This window comes from Ruegeria sp. AM7, from assembly GCF_056535965.1.
Map to the genome: position 1 here is coordinate 382,435 of NZ_JBQFJE010000001.1, position 19,107 is coordinate 401,541.

Sequence of the window (19,107 nt, forward strand, 5' to 3'; positions counted from 1 at the left end):
ATGGGTTTCGCATGATCTGCTTAGTCGCAGACAGCGCCTTCCAGACCGCTTTCGACCCATTCGATCGACCCCACACCTTTGGGCGGGTTCACACAGCTGGCCGGATACAGGCGGATATTCTCGACCGTGCCCGCACCTGCGTCCTTGTCGAATTTATAGGTGCCGTAAGAAATCCCCAGAACCGCCTGATGGCCATTGCTGAGTCCCATTTCGACCGGACCGGCGGGGCTGTCAAAGGTCAGGCCCTTCAGCGCCTGACGGATCGCCTCGGGATCGGCGCTGCCCGCTTTGTCAGCTGCCGCCTTGACGGCGAGAATGGCCTGCACCTGCTGATAGACGGCGCTGTTGGGGTGCACGCCGTGCGCCTCTTGATAGGCCGCCTTCAGCCAGTCGTTCAATGCATTGTCCGGGGCCAGAACGCCGTAGGGCCCACGCGCGCCGATGATCGCCCCATCCGGGATCTTGTCGCCCAGCGTGTCGATGATCGTGTCCCCGACGGTCAGAACCGGAACCTGCTCGCGGAACAGCCCGCGACCCGTGCCCTGCAGGACAAACGCCTCAAGATCGCCACCCCAGAAACTGGTATGCACAAGCTGCGCCTTGGAGGACAGCAGCGATGTGATTTCAGAGCCGTATTGGCCGGCAAAGACCTTGGGGAACTGTTCATTCACGATCTCAAGATCGGAGCTGAGATTGGTCACCGATTTCGAAAAATCGCGCCAGGAATCCTGCCCCCATGCATAGTTCTGGTTGATGCCTGACAGGGTGGTCGCGCCGGGCATGATCTCGGCCACGTAACGCGCTGCACCAACACTGTCGCTGGTGGCGTGGCTGATGGTGCGGAAACTGTATTCGGGCGCGGTCACGACCTCTTCGTAGACTTGCGGCGTGCCGCAGGTGGAAAAGACCGTCAGCGCCTTTTCTTCCTCGGCCAGCGGGGCCATCGCCTTGCAGTTGCCCGATGAGACATAGCCGACGATGGCCGAAACGCCGTCCTTGTTGACCAGCTTTTTGTAGTCGGCTGACTTCTGTTTGCTGTTCTCATCCACATAGATCGCTTCGATCTGCTGACCGCCAATGCCCGGCGTGTCATAAGGCGCAGGCAAACTGCCCGCGTTGATCGCTTCGATCAGCAGTTCGGATGCTTTTTGCTGTGGAATACCGACCGATCCCGCGGCGGGGCCGGACAGGAACGTGATGACCCCCATCTTGAACGTCTCTTCAGCCTGAACCGGCCCGACCGTCGCCATCAAACCGCCCAGAGCCAGCCCGAACAGGCCGCCAAACGACGTGGTATTTTTGTTCCGATTTGTCATGTTTCCTCCCTTTCGTATTTCGGTGTGACCGCGTCCTGCCCCCTCCTCAGGGCACCAGGATCGACCGGCCCACGGTTTTTCCGTCGCGCAGTTCCATGAGTGCGTCATTGGCTTCGGACAGAGGCCGCTCGGTCACGGGCACAGGGGTCAGAGCCCCCGATTGCGCGATGGCGACCACATCTTTGAGATCCTGCAAATTGCCGACCCAGCTGCCCTGAATATGCAGCGGGCGCATGGGGAAATAGGGCAGCGGCACGGACAGCCTTCCGCCATACAACCCGCAAATGACCATATGGGCGGCGCGGGCCACAATCGACAGGGCGAAATTCACGCTGGCTTCGGCCCCGACCAGATCCAGCACGGCCAGCGCGCCTCCGCCGGTCAGTTCGGTGATCTGTGCCACCGCGTCCTCGGCAGAGGAGTTGACGACAGCCAGGGCCCCGGCCTCTTTGGCGACGGCCAGCTTGGCGTCATCCAGATCAACCATGATGGCGCCCTTGAACCCCATGGCCGAGACCAGCGACAGAGCCATGAACCCCAACCCTCCGGCCCCGATGATCACCAGCGGTTCTTCGTTCAAAATGTCGCCGAACTTGCGGATCGCGCCATAAGTGGTGACACCCGAGCACGCCAGAACAGCAGCCTGTGACGGATCAAGATCGCCGATATCGACACAGAATTTGGGATGCGCCACGATGACATATTCGGCATAGCCGCCGGGTTGCTGAATGCCTTTGAAACTGGCCGTCAGGCACAGGTTTTCGTCACCCCGCGCGCAGGTCGGGCAGTTGTCGCAGCCGGTCCACGGATGCACCACGCAGACGCGCCCGATCTGGTCCGCCCCGGCGTCGGGGCCCGCGGCCACAATCTGCCCGGTGATTTCATGGCCCGGTGTGATCGGCGGATGAATGCCACGATCCGCCATCTGCAGGGTCTCGCCCTCGCCCAGATGATAGCAACCTTCCCATACATGCAGATCGGTGTGACACACACCCGACCGGCTGATCTTGACCAGCACCTGCGTCCCGATCAGGTCGGGCAATTCGGTTTCAACGGGCACAAGCGGCCTGTTATGTTCCAAAACACTGTAGCTGCGCATGCGCTCTCCTCCCAAGCCGGAGGGCTGGCCGAGACCAGCCCCGACAGGTCGTCAGGTCCAGCCGGACACGACCTTGACCTCCAGAAAATCCTCCATCCCGAAGGTGCCGCCCTCGCGGCCATTGCCGGATTGCTTCATGCCACCAAACGGAGCCCCCGCCCCACGGCGCACGCCGTTGGCCTCGACCATGCCCGAGCGCAGCTGACGCGACACGCGTTTGAGTTTTTCGGCATCCGTGGTCTGGATGTAATTGGCCAGGCCGAACTCGGTATCATTGGCCATGCTGACGGCCTCTGCCTCGCCTGCGAATTTCATCATCGCCAGAACCGGGCCAAAGATTTCCTCACGCGCGATGCGCATGTCGGGCGTGACATCGGCAAAGACGGTCGGGCGCACATAGAACCCGCGATTGACGCCATCCGGGCGACCCGGACCGCCCGCAACAAGACGCGCGCCCTCGTCGATACCCGACTGGATCAAATCCTGAATCTTGTCGAATTGCGCCCGGTTGACCACCGGACCGATATGCGCGCCGTGTTCGCTGGCTGGACCCGTGGGGATGCTGTTGCACACTTCGGCCGCCGTTTGCACGGCTGCGTCATAGGCACTGTCTTCGACAATCATTCGGCTGGGCGCGATACAGGACTGGCCGGAATTCACCATCATATAGCGCACTCCGCGTTCAACCGCGGCGTCATCCGCATCAGCAAAGACTAGATTGGCCCCTTTGCCGCCCAGCTCAAGATGCACCCTTTTGAGGTTCTCGACCGCGTTGATCGACACGGCCTTGCCCGCGCGGCCCGATCCCGTCAGGCTGATCGCGTCGATATCAGGATGTTTGGCCAGCGCAGTGCCCACGCCCGGCCCGTCACCGTTGATCAGGTTGAACACGCCCGGCGGGAATCCCGCTTCGTGGATCATATCGGCCAGCAACATGGCGCTGATCGGACTTTCTTCGGACGGCTTCAGGATCATCGTGTTGCCGGTCACGATGGCCGCCCCCACCTTGAGCGAGATCTGGTTCATCGGCCAGTTCCACGGCGTGATCAGCGCACAAACCCCGACGGGTTCGCGGATGATCCAGCTGTCAGGCGCGTGATCTCCCAGAGGCTCTTCGAATACGAATTCCCGCGCGACCTTGGCAAAGGTGCTCAGATGCAGGGTGCCCATGGCCACATGCATATTGGTGGCGAAATCAATCGGTGCGCCCATTTCAAGACTGATGGCCTGCGCCATCTCGTCCTTGCGGCCGTTGTAGATGTCGATCAGTTTTTCCAGAAGGGCGACGCGATCCTCGATCGGGGTGGCCATCCAGCCCGGAAACGCCGCCCGCGCCGCTGATACGGCCCTTTCAACATCGGCCTGATTGCCCAAAGAGATCAGGCTACACGGCTCTTCGGTCGTTGGGTTGATAACGTGGTGATCCTGCGGTGCGTCAGGCGCGACCCATGCGCCATCGATATAGAATTCGCGTCTTTCAATCATGTGATTTGCCCTCCCAGAGATACAGGCTGTGCCCGCCGGAAAACCGGTACTTTCCGAGAAGTTAATCGCATTCTTATTTATTAGTAATTGCCGTTTATGGCATAGTATTCATGCATTTATGAATGGCTGCATTACGTATCCCGATCCGAATCCGGCAGGTTCCAACCATGTGCGTGGACCGACATCCAACGGACGCGGCATATTTATCATTCAAAATTGAATGTTTGGATGCCTGAGCTGTTTAGATAGGCTTTTGTTGTATGCGCCTGTCCGGGCAACTTGCGGCTGTCCGGGTTTCAGGTGGAAAATGGCACCTGCCCCAAGACCGAGTATAAAATGGACGCTGACTATATCATAATCGGGGCGGGTTCCGCCGGATGTGTGCTGGCCAACCGGCTGAGCGCGGACCCGAAAACACAGGTTATCCTGCTTGAGGCGGGCGGCAGGGACATCAGCCCCTTTATTCACGCCCCTGCCGGTTTTCTGAAACTGATCCGCAACCCGAAATATAACTGGTGCTATTCCGCTGAACCCGATCCGGGCGTGAACGGGCGCGAGATTTACTGGCCGCGCGGCAAAACGCTGGGCGGGTCTTCGGCGATCAACGGGTTGCTTTATGTGCGCGGTCATCCCTCTGATTTCGACCGCTGGCGGCAAATGGGGAACGAAGGCTGGGGCTGGGACGATGTACTGCCGGTGTTCAAACGGTTCGAAGACTATGATCACGGCGCCTCGGGTCTGCGCGGCGGCGGCGGAGAGCTTGCGGTCACCGACGCCAAAATGCGCCACCCGCTCAGTGAAAAATGGATCGAGGCCGCCCAATCCGCCGGGTTCCGCCGCACGCCCGACTATAACGGGGCCGATCAGGAAGGGTTCGCCTTTTTCCAGACCACGATCGACGGCGGCAAGCGCGCCAGCACGGCCAACGCGTTCCTCAAACCGGTGAAATCACGGCCGAACCTGCGCGTCATTACCCATGCCCATGTGCAAAACCTTGTTCTTGAGGGAAAACGCTGCTCTGGGGTCGTATACAAGACCCGCGCGGGCAAACGCGTCACGCTGAAGGCCGCGCGCGAGGTCATATTGTCGGCGGGCACCATCGGGTCCCCGCAGGTTCTGATGCTGTCCGGCATCGGGGCGCAGGACCATCTGCGGGAAAACGATGTTGCGGTCCGGCATGACCTGCCGGGTGTCGGTCAGGGGATGCAGGATCACCTGAACTCGAAACTGGTGTTTGAAAGCACCGATCCCACCTATAACCGCGACGGGCGTTCGATGATCCGCCAGGGACTGATTGCCGCGCGCTATTATCTGGGCGGGCGTGGGGGGCCCCTGTCGATGCCTGCGGCGGATGCGACGGGCTTTGTGAAAACCCGGCCTGATTTGCACGCGCCGGATGTGCAATTCCATTTCCAGCCGTTTTCCTATGATCTGCAGGGCCAGATTCACCCGTTTTCGGGCTTTACCATTACCGCCTGCCAGTTGCGGCCGGAAAGCCGGGGCCAGATTCGCCTGAACGGGCCCGATCCGGATGCGGCCCCCAAAATTCACCCCAACTACCTGTCCAGCGAGACCGATTGCCTGACCATGGTCGAAGGGGTGCGCCTCGCCCGGCGCATCGCGGCCAAAAACCCGCTGGCCGAGCGTATCGCCGCCGAATACCAGCCCGGCGAGGGCGTGGCGTCACAGGATTATGATGCGGTGCTGGATTGGGTGCGCAACCACGCTACAACGATCTATCACCCTTCGGGCACCTGCAAGATGGGTCCGGGGCCGGACGCAGTGGTGAATGCGCAACTGAAAGTGCATGGGATTCAGGGGCTGCGGGTCGTGGATTGTTCGATCATGCCGGAACTGGTCTCGGGTAACACCAACGCAGCCACGATCATGATCGCCGAAAAAGCCAGCCAGATGATCCTTGATGACCGCTGAGGCGCAGGCTCAGTCCAGCGCATAGGCCGAGTCGGTCAGCAGTTTATTCTTCTGTATCTTGCCGGTTGCGGCCTGCGGCAAAGCCGCGACAATCCCAATCCGCGAGGGAACCTTGTAGGCCGCCATACGGTCGCGCACCCAAGCGCGCAGTTCCTGTTCGGTCACGGGCGCGCGGGCGACAACAAAGGCCAGAACCTCTTCGTTGCGGTCCACTTTGCGCCCGACAACTGCGCTGAGCGTGACGGCGGGATGGGCGGTCAGCACCGCCTCAACCTCGGGTGGGTAGACGTTGAACCCCGAACGGATGATCAGCTCTTTCGACCGTCCCGCGATATGCAACGCCCCATCGGCCTCCTGCCGCGCCAGATCACCCGACCGCAGGAACCCATCCGCCGTCATCGCCTGTGCGGTGGCTTTGGGATTGCGGAAATAGCCTTTCATCACGTTTGGGCCGCGCAGCTGCAATTCGCCAACACCCTGATCGTCGGGTGCGTGAATGCGGACCTCGACCCCCGGAACGGGCAGACCGATGGAACTGTCGTCGCGCACATAGTCCAGCCGGGTCGCGGCCACGCTGGGCGAGGCTTCGGTCAGCCCATAGCCATTGTGCAGCGGCTGCCCAAACAGGGCCTCGACCTCATGTTTTAGGCTCAGGTCCAGCGGCGCGCCTCCGGCATAGATAAAGCGCAGCTTGTTGGGGGATATCGGGGCGGGATCATCCCCCAGCTCGGCCATCAGGGCGGCGAAAATCTGTGGCACCGCGGGCAGGATGGTCACACCCGACCGGATCGCATCCAGCACCGGCGCGACCTCAAATCGTGGCATGGCAATCAGGCCAGAGCCCTTGGCCAGTGCCGCCAGAAAGACCGAGGTCAAACCAAAGATATGGGTTCCGGGCACCACCGCCAGTGTCACGTCCTGCGGCGTGATCCGCCGCATATCGCCCGAGACCTGAGACATGAAACACAGGTTGCCATGGGTCAGCATCACGCCCTTTGGTTCACCCACCGTGCCGCTGGTATAAATCAGAACCGCCGTCTGAGCCGCATCCGCCTGAACCGGCTCGATCGGCACGTCGCGCGGGGGCGACAACAGGAACGCGCCGCAATCCAGCGTGGCCACCTGAGTGGCCCCCATGCGCCGAGCATGGGCCGCGGAGGCCGGAGAGGCTTCGGGTGTAAACACAGTGCACCGTGCCTCGGACAGGTCGATCAGGCGATCAACCTCGGCCGCGGTCAGCCGCGCGTTGACCAGAACCGTCCAGGCGTCCAGCCGGCTCAGCGCCATAACTGCGACCAGAAAGGTCACGCTGTTTTCAGCCAAAACCAATACCCGATCGCCGCCCCGCACCCCATGCCGGGTCAGGCCCGCAGCGGCGTCCGAGATCATCGCCTGCAACGCGCCATAGGTAAACGTGGTGCCGTCGTGATCGACAATCGCAACCGCGTCCGGTACGCCGTTCAACAGGATGTCATGAATGCGCTTCACGAGGCCTCCCTTTTTTGCCGCAGTGTTCCGCGCAGGTTAATCAGCCTTTGCACGTTCCGCCATGGTAAAACCCAACTCTTGCAGGACCGCGTCGGTATGTTCGCCCAGGGCCGGAGCCTGCGTAATCGGGCGCGGCACATGGTTGGAAAACTTTGCCGCACCACGCGCCTGTCGGACCGGGCCAAGCCCTTGCTGATCGACCACTTCAACCACCTCGTTGTGCAAGACCTGCGGATCGTCGAACAGCTGATGTCGGCGCAGCACGGGCGCGCAGGGCACATCATGCGCTTCAAGCGAGGCAAGCAGCTCGGCCGTCGCACGGGTCGAGACGACCTCTTCGATCAGTTCCAGCCGTTCCTGACGGTTGATCTCGCGCTGGCTGGGGGTGGCAAATCGCGGGTCTTTGATCAGGTCAGGGCGGTCCATCGCCTTGCACAGACCCACCCATTCCTTGTCCGAGATTGCCCCGACCGTGACAAAGCCGTCCGAAGTGGGAAAGATCATGTCATGGGGTGTATTGGAAGCGTCCTCTTCCTTGCCGACAACGGCCACGGGCGCCATGCCGTCAACCCAGTTGAAATTCAGCATCGTATCCAGCATCGAGACTTCCACATGCTGCCCCTGCCCCGTCACCGACCGGCTGTAAAGCGCGGCCGATACGGCCTGTGCTGCATAGACAGCGGTGATCTTGTCCACCACGACCGAACGGATCATCTTGGGCCGACCGGTCAAAGGATCAGATTGCATGTCGGCCAGCCCCGAAAGGGCCTGCACCACCGGGTCATAGACCCGCTTTTTGGAATAAGGCCCGCTGCTGCCGACACCACTGATCGACAGATAGATCAGGCGGGGATTGCGCCGCAGCGCTTCTTCGGCGCTGAACCCCAACCGCTCGGCCACGCCAGGGCGGAAGTTCTGAGCGAACACGTCCGCCTCTTCGATTAGTTTCCAAAGCACCTCACGCGCGGTGTCGTCCTTGAGGTCCAGCGCAACAGACCGCTTGCCCCGATTGCACGATACAAAGGCCGGGGTGAACCCCGCCACCTTGCCCCGGGCGCGCATGATGTCGCCGGTGGGGGGTTCCACCTTGATCACATCCGCCCCCTGATCGCCAAGGATACCGGTTGAACACGGCCCCGAGATCACAGAGGTCACGTCGACAATCTTGATACCGGCAAAGGGGCCGGTCTTCTGCATCTCATCGGTCATGTGTGGTTCGCTTTCATGGCTGCCTGAAAGGCGGGTCTGCCTGTCAGTCTTTGAAAATAGTCGTAGAATTCGGCCGGGCGCTCGACCCCCATGCGGTCGGCAAACCGCAGACAGGTGACAAGCAGGATATCGGCCAGAGTGAATGTCTCACCCAACAAATAGGGCGCGCCGGTCCTGACCTGCCGCGCAGCTTTCTGCGCCATCCGCAGGAAATAGGCGCGCGCCACATCCACCGCGACCGGGGCCTGACCGTAGATCTCGTGCAGATCCTGATGGCGGCGGATCGTATACAGGGATGCGGCGTCCAGCTCGGTCGAGATGAAGGACATCCACTCGAAAAACCGGGCCCGCGCCGCGCCGCTCTGCGGGATCAGATCAGGAGAGCGGCTGGCATATGTCTCGGCCAGATACAGCATGATCGCCGTGCTTTCGACCAGCGTCAGATCCCCATGCTGCAGGGCCGGAACCTTGCAATCGGGATTGACCGCCTGAAAATCGGGCCGCTCCATCGCCGCTGTGCGCGGGCGGATCGGCTGACAGTCATAGCTGACCCCAAGTTCGTGCAGAACCCAATGGGCGCGCAGGGTGCGGACGGTGCCCACGCCCCACAGGATCGGCGTCATGGTTTGATCTGACATCGGGCCCTACCAGTTCTCTCCGTAGGGGCGCAGGTCCAGCTCATGCGTCCAGGCATCAGGGGTCTGGCTGTGAACGGCAAAAAAGGTCTCGGCGATGCTGTCGGGCTTGACCAGAATGTTCTCTGCATCCACGTGATCGTCGCCAAATTTCTTGCGCCGGCGTTCATGGATGGCGGGCATGTCGACACCTGCGTCGATCACGATATGGGCCACGTGAACCCCTTTGGGGCCAATCTCACGCGCGAGGCTCTGCGCCAGCGCGCGCAGCCCGTGTTTGGCGCTGGCAAACGCGCCGAACCCCGCCTTGCCGCGCATACTGGCCGAGGCCCCGGTGACCAGGATCGTGCCCTTGCCGCGCGGCACCATGCGAGAGGCGGCCTCACGCATGGTCAGGAAGCCGCCAAAACAGGCCAGTTCCCAGATTTTCCGAAACATGGTGGATTTGGTTTCCAGAAACGGAAAGGGCGAGTTCGATCCGGCATTGTAAAGCGCCACCTCAATCGGGCCCATCTCGGCCTCGACTTTGTCGAAAAAACCCACAACCTGATCTTCGTCGCGCGCATCCAGCGAAAAAGCGTGCAGCTCATGCCCTTCGGCGGCCAGCTCGGCCACCAGCGCGGCGGATTTCTCTGCGTCCCGTCGCGCGATGGCCACGCGATATCCGGCCCGGGCAAACCGGCGCGCAAATGCCGCCCCGATCCCATCACCTGCCCCGATTGCCAAGGCGACCGGTTTTTGATTTTCCGCTGAAGGCATCGCCTTCCTCCCTTCGTCAGTCCTGTCTTGAACCTGACTATAGTTAAATTCAAAATCAGGTAGTAACGCCCAAATTCATATTCTTACTATTCACGTGTGAATGCTGGATCTGCGCTCAGGCAACCGCTCCCAGATGCGACAACGCGCCAAGGGCTTCGGCCTCAAGCCGGTCAACGATGGCTGCAAAAGGCTCGACCCGGTCGACAAATCCCAACGCATGACCCGCCGACAGAATCCCACGTGACACGTCCCCTGTTTCATAGGCCTTGCGACCGATCTTGCCTGCGACATGTTCCATCAACCCGCCGATCCCGATGTCGGGATTGTCGCGCTCTAGCTGCGACACGATGGCGGTGGTTTCGTTGCGCAGACTGCGCACGGTGTTGCGCACCGATTGCATGGTCAGGGCCGTATCCAGTTCGGACGCGTCGATCAGCGCCTGCTTGTAACCGGGATGGGCCTGCAGCTCTTCGGCCACCAGAAAGCGCGTGCCCATGACCACACCCGAGGCGCCCATCGCCAGCGCCGCCGTCACCTGTTTGCCGTGGCCGAACCCACCGCCGACCAGCCACGGGATCGTCAGGCGTTCGCCCGCCAGACCAGCATTGACCATGCTGCCGACCATATCCAGACCCGGATGCCCGCCGCATTCCGCCCCCACGATCGAGACCATGTCGACGCCCACCTGTTCCGCCTTCACCGCATAGCGCAGCGACGGCACCTTATGGAGGGTGACAATGCCCGCGTCCTTGAGGATTGGCATGAATGCCTCGGGGCTGCGCCCGGATGTTTCGACAAAGCGCACGCCCTCGTCGGCGATCAGGCGAAAGATGTTTTCGGTCTTTTCACCCGGCACCAGCTTGGGGATCATCGAAACATTGACCCCAAACGGCGCGCCCTCGCACATGTCGCGGCAGCGGCGGATTTCCGAGCGCAACTCCCCGGTCTCGGGGAACGAGGCGGCTGTGATGAACGAAAGGATTCCCGCCTTGCCCGCCGCCGAGACATAGTCGGCATTGGCCAGCCATTGCAGGCCACCGGCGACCACGGGCAGTCTGGTGCCGTAGGTGCGGGTCACTGGGGTATCAAACATTTTTGGTCGGGTGGCAGTCTGGGCCAATTTCAATCTCCTTCGCGGAAAATCGGGGCTTTTTTGTTCAGAAACGCGGTGATGCCGGTCAGGGCCTCATCCCCGCCAAGAGCCTGCGCCATGGCGTCCCGCTCGCGTGTCAGGTGACTTTCGAAATCCGAGGACTCGGCGGCATTCAGCAACTGCTTGATCTCGGCCAGTGCCTGCGGGGGAAACTGATACAACCGATCGGCCAGCGCGCAGGCGCGCGCCAGTGCTTCGCCCGCGGGGGTGGTTTCGGTGATCACGCCGAGATTCAACAGGCGGCTGGCCCCGAGCGGTTCGGCCATCATCGCCATACGCGCCAAAGTCGCGCGGGGCAGAGCCCGACTGAGCGCATAGGTGACAGCCCCATCTGGCACCAACCCGGCGCGGATATAGGCCAGCGTGAACTTGGCCTGTTCGGCCGCCACGATCATGTCGCAGGCCATCGCGATGGACACGCCCGCGCCCGCTGCGCCGCCTTCAACCGCGGCGACAACGGGCTTTGGACTGGTGCGCAGGCTGCGAATAACATCGCCCAGCTTGTCGATCTTGTCCTGCCGTTGTTCATAGGTCAGGGCGCGACGTTCCTGCAGCGCGTTCAGGTCACCTCCGGCGCAAAAGAAATCACCCTCACCGGCCAGAACGATTGCCGCGACGCCATCATCAGCGGCGGCCTGCTGCACCCCGGCAATCACCCCGTTATAATAGGCAGGCGTCAGCGCGTTGCGCATAGCGGCGTTACAGTTCCAGATGATCAGCGCATGGCCCCGCCGCTCGGTTTTGACGATATCAGTCATTTGCCTCCTCCCTCCCGCTGGTCGGGCAACAGTTTGAACACACCGGTCGAAGTCGCGATCAGCGCGTCCGCATCGTCGCGCAATTCGCAATCGACGAACTTGGTCTTACGGCCGCCACCCGCCACCCGCCCCACAGCGCGCAACCGCCCCGAGGCCACTGCGGACACGTAGTTGATCGTCAGCGTCATGGTCAAAGCAGGCATCACCGAGTCGGGGTTTTCGGACAGGCTGGCCGTTAACCCGCCGGCCGTGTCCAGCATCGTTGCCGTTATGCCCCCATGAATGGTCCCGCTTGGGTTCCGGTGCAGATCGTCCATCTCCAACACACAAAAGGCCTGTTGGGTTTCGCGGTTGAACCCCACAGAATAGCCCAGCGTTTGCGCCAGTTTCAGCGGCCAGCGTTTCAATTCGGTATCTGTCATGACTAGCCCGCCCCGAACGCAATGAACCGCATCAGGTGATGATCCACGTCACCGAACTGATGGTCGATCATGGTCAGCCGACGCGCATAGTGAGACAGGGCATATTCATCGGTCATCCCGATCCCGCCATGCATCTGAATGCACTCCTCCGCGACCAGGGCTGCCACCCGTCCCGCCAGGTTTTTGGCGGCGCTGACATGGCGTTCCCGCTCGGGGCGGGGGCCGTCCAGATGACCGGCGGCCAGAATGACGCCCGAGCGGACCTGTTCGATCTCGATCAGCATATCGGCCATCCGGTGCTGGAGGGCCTGAAACTTGCCAATCGGAACGCCGAATTGCTTGCGCTCTTTCAGATAGGCAACTGTCAGATCGCGGGCGGCCTCCATTGCACCAAGCGCCTCGGCGATCAGCGCGGTCAGGGCGCGGGCCACCGCAGCCTCGATCGCCTCAAAACCCGTACCTGCCTGCCCCAGACGCGCGGCGGGGTCCAGACGCACCTGCTGCAGCGTCACGGTCGCGCCCGAAGTGCCGTCCAGATTGGGATGATCGACCACTGTCAGACCCTCAGCGTCAATCGGGACCAGAAACAGGGATATCCCCGCTTCGTCGCACACATCGCCGCTTTCGCGGGCGCTGACGATCAGATGTCCGGCCTGCGCACCAAACAGCACATTGGTCTTGGTCCCGGTCAGCACCCGTTCATCGCCCTGCGCCTGCGCGGTGGTCGCGACATGGTTCAGGTCATAGCGCGCATCCGTCTCACCATGGGCCAGAGCGATGATCTGCTCGCCCGTGATGATCTCGGCCACCAGTTCGTCACGGCCCATCCCCGCCAATATGCTGCCCGACAGAAGGGCGGGCAGCATCGGCTCGATCACGCCTGCGCGGCCCAGTTCCTCGAACACCACGGACAGGTCAAACCCGTGGCCGCCAAAGCCGCCCTGCTCTTCGGTGAACAAGGCCCCCAGCACGCCCAGCCCGGCCAGTGCGTTGAAAACCGTTTCATCATAGGCCCGCCCCGAGGCGATCACCGCGCGGCGATGGTCGTGCGTATAGCTGTCCCCCAGAAACCGCTGCAGCGTGTCGCGCAGCATAACCCGTTCTTCGGAATGATTGAAATCCATCTGACGGGCTCCGTTACAGTTCCAGGATCGACTTGGTGATGATCGTGCGCTGCACCTCGTTCGAGCCACCAAAGATCGACAGTTTGCGCATGTTCAGATAGTTTGGCCCCGCCCCGGCGGCATGTTCCGGGCCAAGCTCTTCGGCGTTGTGGCCGCCGTTCAGGAAATCGCTCTGAAATGGCTGCGCGTCAGGTCCGATGGCGCGACGCAGCAGCGCCGTCAGCTCTTGCCGGATCACCGTCCCCTTGATCTTGAGCATCGAGCTTTCGGCCCCCGGTGCCTTGCCGCTGGCCGCCGCTGACACCATCCGCAGATTGGTCATGGCCATCGCCATCAGGTCTATTTCAACCTGCGCCACACGCGCCGCGAACAACGGCGTCTCGGCCAGCGGCCGCCCGCCTGACTGCACCTGACCGGCCACTTCTTTCAACGTCGCCAGCGCCGCATTCGAAAACCCGACGCCTGCGATATTGGTGCGTTCATGGGTCAGCAGGTATTTGGCATAGGTCCAGCCCTTGTTTTCCTCGCCCACAAGGTTCTCGACGGGGACGCGGACATCGTCGAAGAACACCTCATTCACCTCGGCCTCGCCGTCGATCAGAACAATCGGACGGACGGTGACGCCCGGCGTGTTCATGTCGATCAGCAGAAAGGAAATCCCTTCTTGTTTTTTGGCATCGGGGTCGGTGCGCACCAGACAGAAAATCCAGTTGGCATGCTGGCCCAGCGTGGTCCATGTCTTTTGCCCGTTGACCACATAGTGATCGTCCTCCCGCACAGCCCGTGTCTTGACCGCCGCCAGATCCGACCCCGCACCCGGTTCGGAATAGCCCTGACACCACCAGTCCTGACCATCCAGAATACGCGGCAAGAAACGCTGACGCTGCGCCTCGGACCCAAAGGCCAGCAGCACCGGGGCCAGCATACTCAGGCCAAAGGGCAGGTTGCGCGGCGCATGGGCCAGACAACATTCTTCTTCAAAGATATGCCGCTGCACGGCGTTCCATTCGCATCCGCCATAGGCACGCGGCCAGTTTGGCGCCAGCCACCCCCGTGCGTTCAGCAAGCTGTGCCACAGTTCAATGTCAGCCTTGCCCAGACGTTTGCCCAGACGCACCTTTTCGGACAGGTCTTTGGGCAGGGTATCTTGCAGCCAGGCGCGGATTTCGGCGCGAAAAGCTTCGTCTTCGGTGCTGTAAGTCAGATCCATTGCAGCGCCTTTGTTAGAAGATCTCGAACAGGCCCGCGGCACCCATGCCGCCGCCGATGCACATGGTCACAACGCCCAGCTTTGCGCCACGGCGCTTGCCCTCGATCAGCAGATGGCCCGTCATACGCGCCCCGGTCATGCCAAAGGGGTGCCCGATCGAGATCGAACCGCCGTTGACGTTGCAGATCGCCGGATCAATCTCCAGCCGGTCCCGGCAATACAGTGCCTGGCTGGCGAAGGCTTCGTTCAACTCCCAAAGGTCGACATCCGAGACCTTGAGCCCATGACGCTCCAGCAGGCGCGGCACCGCAAAGACCGGGCCGATCCCCATCTCGTCTGGCTCACATCCCGCAACCACAAACCCCTTGAACGCGCCCAGAGGCTCCACCCTTTCGCGGGCTGCAACATCGCTGTCCATCAGGACCAGCGCCGCCGCCCCATCCGACAGCTGGCTTGCATTGCCTGCGGTGACAAACTGCCCGTCGCCGCGCACCGGGGCCAGGCTGGACAGGCCCTCAAGCGTGGTATTGGGGCGGTTGCAGTCATCCATTGCAAAGGTCACATCTTTGCGGGTCACCTCGCCGGTTTCCTTGTCCTTGAACGCTTGCTGAACCGTGATCGGAACAATCTCGTCATCCAGCTTGCCGGTAGCCTGCGCCGCGGCTGTGCGTTTCTGACTTTCCAGCGCCAGTTCGTCCTGCGCCTCGCGGCTGATACCATAGCGTTTGGCGACCACATCCGCCGTTTCGATCATCGCCATGTAGACGTCGGGTTTATGCGCTTCCAGCCACGCCTCGCGCGATTGCGGAGGGCGGGTCGGAGGCATCTGGCTGATGCTTTCGACACCGGCACCAATCGCCGCCGGGGCGCCCTCCATCACGATGGCATGGGCGGCCATGGCCACCGTTTGCAGGCCCGAGGAACAGAACCGGTTCACCGTACTGGCCGAAGTCGTCACCGGCAGCCCCGCCCGCAGCACGGACTGGCGGCCGATATTCGCCCCGGTCCAACCTTCGGGATAGCCACAGCCCATGAACACGTCTTCGACCATGGCCCCGTCGATACCGGCGCGTTTGACCGCATGTTCGATGACATGGCCGCCCATGGTCGCGCCGTGCGTTTCGTTGAACGCCCCGCGATAAGACTTGGCAAGCCCGGTGCGGGCGGTGGATACGATGACAGCTTGTTTCATCGGTTACTCTCCTTGGGTGTTCAGGCTGGCGAAGGAACGACCCTCTTGCGCCAGACGTTCCAGCAATGGGGCCGCCTGCCAGAAATGCGGGTCGCCTTCGGCAAAGCGCTTAATATCAGTCAGGATTTTGGAAATCCCGACGGTGTCGGCATATTGCATCGGCCCACCGCGCCAGCGCGGAAAACCGTAACCGTTCAGCAAGGTCACATCCACGTCCAGCGGCCGCAGCGCGATGCCTTCTTCGACAATGCGCGCCGCCTCGTTCACCATCGCGGCCATGTAGCGATCCACGATCTCTGACGCGTCGATCGCGCGCGGAGCCATGCCCTTTTCCGCACGTTCTTTGGCGATGATCTCTTCGACCTCGGGGTCGGGCCGGCCATTGGGCGCGGCGTCGTCATAGATGTAAAACCCCCGGCCCGTCTTGCAGCCAAAACGGCCCATCTCGCACAGACGATCAGCAAATTCGGGATAGACCTCATTGGGGTCGCGCGTGGGGGCCAGACGTTTGCGGTTAGCCCAGCCGATATCCAGCCCGGCCAAATCGCCCACGGCAAAAGGCCCCATCGCCAGACCAAACCCGGTCAGCGCCGTGTCGACGTCAAACGGGCTGGCCCCGGCCAGAACCGTCGCGTTGTTCGCCTTTTGATACTGCGACAGAATGCGGTTGCCGATGAACCCGTCACAGACCCCCGCGCGCACCGCGATCTTGCCCAGCGTTTTCGCCAGCGCAAAGCCCGTCGCCGTCACATCCGGGGCAGTGGCATCCCCCACCACAACTTCGAGCAGTCGCATCACATGGGCGGGTGAGAAGAAATGCAACCCGATCACATCAGCAGGCCGGCCTGTCATCTGCGCAATCGCGTTCAAATCCAGATATGAGGTGTTCGAGGCCAAAATGGCGCCTGGGCGGCAGACCTGATCCAGCGTGCCAAAAATCTTTTTCTTGACCTCCATGCTTTCAAACACGGCCTCGATCACCAGATCAGCCTGCGCCAGATCCGTATAGTTGGTTGAGGCCCGGAAGCTGCCGGACAGGATCGCGTCATAGGCCTGCTGGTTGATCTTGCCACGCTTCACGGCCCCCATCAGCAGCTTTGAAACGGTTGAGGTTACCCGATCGACGGACTCGGCGTCGCGTTCGATCAGTGTCACGTCAAGGCCGGACAAAAGAGAGCATACAGTGATGCCCGCACCCATCGTGCCGCCACCAACAACCCCGACAGTGGCAATGTCCCGGGGGCTGACCTCTTTGATTTCCGGAAGCTTGCCCACCTGCCGTTCGGCAAAAAACGCATGGGTCAAGGCCGCGCACTGATCGCTTTGCACAAGATCCAGAAACAGCGCCCGTTCTTTCGCCAGACCTTCATCGAAGGGCAACAGCATGGCAGCCTCAAGCGCCTCGAGGCATTTCAGCGGCGCAACCGCGCCACGCGCCGATTTGCGCACCTTGTCGGACAGGGCCGCAAACCGGTTCTCATTCATCTGATAACAGTCATTTGCGTTGGTGGGTCGGGGGCCTTTCCCGTCGCGGATCAACGCCTGCGCAAAGGCCAGCGCCTCAACCCGCAAATCGGCCAGGGGCACCACCTTGTCGACCAGCCCGATCTCAATCGCCTTTTGCGCCCTGATCGGCCGACCACCGGTAATCATGCCAGCCGCCTCATCCATCGGCACCAAACGCGGCAGGCGTTGCGTGCCGCCCGCGCCCGGCAAAAGCCCCAGACTAACTTCGGGCAAACCCAACTGGCCCGAGTCGGCCGCCACGCGGTAATGTGTGCCCATCGCAACTTCCAAACCGCCGCCAAGAGCTGTGCCGTGAATCGCCGACACAACAGGGATCGGACAGGACTCGATCTGGTTGATTAGATCTGGCAAAACCGGCTCCAGCATCGGGCCGCCGAATTCCCTGATATCGGCACCGGCAAAGAAGCTGCGCCCCTCGCAGATCAAAACAATCGCCCGCGCCTTACCCTCTGACATCACTTGCAAAAAAGCGTCCTGCAGCCCGGACCGAACCGCATGCGACAAGGCATTCACCGGTGGATTGTCGGATTGAATGACGGCAATCTCGCCGTTGTATTCCAGGCTGATGGGGCGTGTCATACTGTCATGATTCCTTGCTGTGCTCGTTTCGCTTGCGCGATCATTTGGGAGGAATTGGTCGCCCGCCACAACCCGGCCTGCGTAGCGTCGGGTGTCCGCTGCATCCGCAACACCATGGGTGGTCCTCCCGTTTCCACCTATGGTTGCCCAACCCGCTGACGGGTCATCTACATCATGATGCATATTCTTTTTTGACAGGAAATTGCTGCTTAAGTATAGTATTCATTCAAAAATGAATAGCATATTGAGCTGTTGCGCACCTGCACTCTCTGACATCTTGCAGTGGTTTTTTGCAGTTTCAAACGGGCACAATAGCGATCGGAGCACCGATGAATGAACCGCTGGACTGGAACGGCGTCCGCGATTTTCTGGCAACTGTCGAGGTCGGCAGTCTGACACAGGCCGCAATCGGTCTGCGGATCAGTCAGCCTACGCTCAGTCGCCGCATCGCGGCGCTGGAAGAACAGCTGGGCGCGCAGCTTCTGGTACGCGGCCCGCGGCATTTCAAAGTGACCGAGGCCGGCAAACGCCTGCAGGCCATTGCGCAGCAGATGCAGTTGACCTCCAAGAAAATCGAAAGCAACGCCTGGGAAGGCGAAGACATTCTGGGGGGCACCGTGCGGATTTCCGCAACCGAGGCCGTCACAAATGCGTGGCTTATCGACCAACTGCCCGAGTTTGTTACAGCCTACCCCGAAATTTCCATCGAAATGGTCACGGACAATCGTTTGACCGACCTTCTCAACCGGAATTCGGATGTGGCAATCCGGCTTGTGCGCCCGACCCAGAAAGAGCTGATCGCCAAGAAAGTCGGCGTGATGAAAGTCGGCTATTATGCGTCGGTGAGCTATGTCGAAAAGTTCGGCGCCCCACAGACCATTGCCGATCTTTCCGATCATCGCACCATCGCCATCGAAGGGTCGCGCAGGTTCGCGTCCGAAGTCGACGCCGTCACCCGCCATGGCAATACGGCGCTGCGCCTGCGCAATGTGTTGGGAGTGATGCGGGCCGTCCGGGCCAATTTGGGCATTGGCCCGATCTACAGCTTTCACGCCGCGCGCCATCATGACCTTGTGCGCGTTCTGGAGAAAGAGCCTCTGATCGAGATGGAGATCTGGCTGACCGCGCATCCCGAATTGCACGAAAACCCCAGTATTCGCGCGGTTTATGATTATCTGGCACTGTGCTTTGCCAACCAGAAGGCACAGTTCAGCTGACA

At 61.4% G+C, this 19,107-nt stretch carries 16 protein-coding genes; 2 read left to right on the plus strand and 14 right to left on the minus strand.

Going from position 1 to position 19,107, the window contains the following annotated elements:
* Nucleotides 1-20: 20 nt before the first annotated feature.
* The 3 genes from ACR3EG_RS01650 to ACR3EG_RS01660 are packed head-to-tail and all read right to left on the minus strand — an operon-like array spanning nt 21 to nt 3,900.
* Nucleotides 21-1,316 carry an ABC transporter substrate-binding protein gene (locus ACR3EG_RS01650; protein ID WP_480482333.1) on the minus strand — a complete coding sequence of 432 codons (1,296 nt, stop codon included), beginning with the start codon at nt 1,314-1,316 and terminating at the stop codon, nt 21-23.
* A 46-nt stretch (nt 1,317-1,362) separates the two neighbouring features.
* On the minus strand, nt 1,363-2,415 hold the full coding sequence (locus ACR3EG_RS01655) for an alcohol dehydrogenase (protein ID WP_480482334.1): 1,053 nt from the start codon (nt 2,413-2,415) through the stop codon (nt 1,363-1,365).
* Between the two features lie 51 nt (nt 2,416-2,466).
* Nucleotides 2,467-3,900 carry an aldehyde dehydrogenase family protein gene (locus ACR3EG_RS01660; RefSeq protein WP_480482336.1) on the minus strand — a complete coding sequence of 478 codons (1,434 nt, stop codon included), beginning with the start codon at nt 3,898-3,900 and terminating at the stop codon, nt 2,467-2,469.
* Nucleotides 3,901-4,236: 336 nt separating this feature from the next.
* On the opposite strand from ACR3EG_RS01660, the gene ACR3EG_RS01665 reads away from it, so the two are divergent.
* A complete protein-coding gene (locus ACR3EG_RS01665; RefSeq protein WP_480482338.1) occupies nt 4,237-5,832 on the plus strand; it encodes a GMC family oxidoreductase in 1,596 nt (531 codons plus the stop codon).
* Between the two features lie 9 nt (nt 5,833-5,841).
* Here ACR3EG_RS01665 and ACR3EG_RS01670 read toward each other — a convergent pair whose 3' ends face one another.
* The 11 genes from ACR3EG_RS01670 to ACR3EG_RS01720 all read right to left on the minus strand — a co-directional run bounded on the left by ACR3EG_RS01670 (nt 5,842) and on the right by ACR3EG_RS01720 (nt 17,888).
* Nucleotides 5,842-7,320 carry a class I adenylate-forming enzyme family protein gene (locus tag ACR3EG_RS01670; RefSeq protein WP_480482340.1) on the minus strand — a complete coding sequence of 493 codons (1,479 nt, stop codon included), beginning with the start codon at nt 7,318-7,320 and terminating at the stop codon, nt 5,842-5,844.
* 36 nt (nt 7,321-7,356) lie between these two features.
* On the minus strand, nt 7,357-8,529 hold the full coding sequence (locus ACR3EG_RS01675) for a CaiB/BaiF CoA transferase family protein (protein WP_480482342.1): 1,173 nt from the start codon (nt 8,527-8,529) through the stop codon (nt 7,357-7,359).
* On the minus strand, nt 8,526-9,167 hold the full coding sequence (locus ACR3EG_RS01680; RefSeq protein ID WP_480482344.1) for a glutathione S-transferase family protein: 642 nt from the start codon (nt 9,165-9,167) through the stop codon (nt 8,526-8,528). Before ACR3EG_RS01680 ends, ACR3EG_RS01675 begins: the two co-directional genes overlap by 4 nt.
* 6 nt (nt 9,168-9,173) lie before the next feature.
* Nucleotides 9,174-9,923 (minus strand): SDR family NAD(P)-dependent oxidoreductase, encoded by a 750-nt coding sequence (locus ACR3EG_RS01685; RefSeq protein WP_480482345.1) that lies wholly within the window; start codon nt 9,921-9,923, stop codon nt 9,174-9,176.
* 115 nt (nt 9,924-10,038) lie between these two features.
* On the minus strand, nt 10,039-11,016 hold the full coding sequence (locus ACR3EG_RS01690) for an NAD(P)H-dependent flavin oxidoreductase (protein WP_480482347.1): 978 nt from the start codon (nt 11,014-11,016) through the stop codon (nt 10,039-10,041).
* Between the two features lie 29 nt (nt 11,017-11,045).
* Nucleotides 11,046-11,834: an oxepin-CoA hydrolase, alternative type gene (locus ACR3EG_RS01695; RefSeq protein ID WP_480482349.1), complete on the minus strand. Its 789-nt coding sequence runs from the start codon at nt 11,832-11,834 to the stop codon at nt 11,046-11,048.
* The gene (locus tag ACR3EG_RS01700) at nt 11,831-12,256 is read right to left on the minus strand and encodes a PaaI family thioesterase (RefSeq protein ID WP_480482351.1); all 426 of its coding nucleotides are present in this window, start codon (nt 12,254-12,256) and stop codon (nt 11,831-11,833) included. The genes ACR3EG_RS01695 and ACR3EG_RS01700 overlap by 4 nt, the downstream gene beginning before the upstream one ends.
* A gap of 2 nt (nt 12,257-12,258) precedes the next feature.
* On the minus strand, nt 12,259-13,380 hold the full coding sequence (locus tag ACR3EG_RS01705; protein WP_480482353.1) for an acyl-CoA dehydrogenase family protein: 1,122 nt from the start codon (nt 13,378-13,380) through the stop codon (nt 12,259-12,261).
* A 13-nt stretch (nt 13,381-13,393) separates the two neighbouring features.
* On the minus strand, nt 13,394-14,590 hold the full coding sequence (locus tag ACR3EG_RS01710; RefSeq protein ID WP_480482355.1) for an acyl-CoA dehydrogenase family protein: 1,197 nt from the start codon (nt 14,588-14,590) through the stop codon (nt 13,394-13,396).
* 13 nt (nt 14,591-14,603) lie between these two features.
* The gene (locus ACR3EG_RS01715) at nt 14,604-15,782 is read right to left on the minus strand and encodes an acetyl-CoA C-acyltransferase (protein ID WP_480482357.1); all 1,179 of its coding nucleotides are present in this window, start codon (nt 15,780-15,782) and stop codon (nt 14,604-14,606) included.
* Nucleotides 15,783-15,785: 3 nt separating this feature from the next.
* Entirely contained in the window at nt 15,786-17,888 is a 2,103-nt protein-coding gene (locus tag ACR3EG_RS01720) for a 3-hydroxyacyl-CoA dehydrogenase NAD-binding domain-containing protein (RefSeq protein WP_480482358.1), read from the minus strand.
* A gap of 329 nt (nt 17,889-18,217) precedes the next feature.
* Between ACR3EG_RS01720 and ACR3EG_RS01725 the strand changes: the two genes are divergently transcribed.
* Entirely contained in the window at nt 18,218-19,105 is an 888-nt protein-coding gene (locus ACR3EG_RS01725) for a LysR family transcriptional regulator (RefSeq protein WP_480482359.1), read from the plus strand.
* Nucleotides 19,106-19,107: the final 2 nt, after the last annotated feature.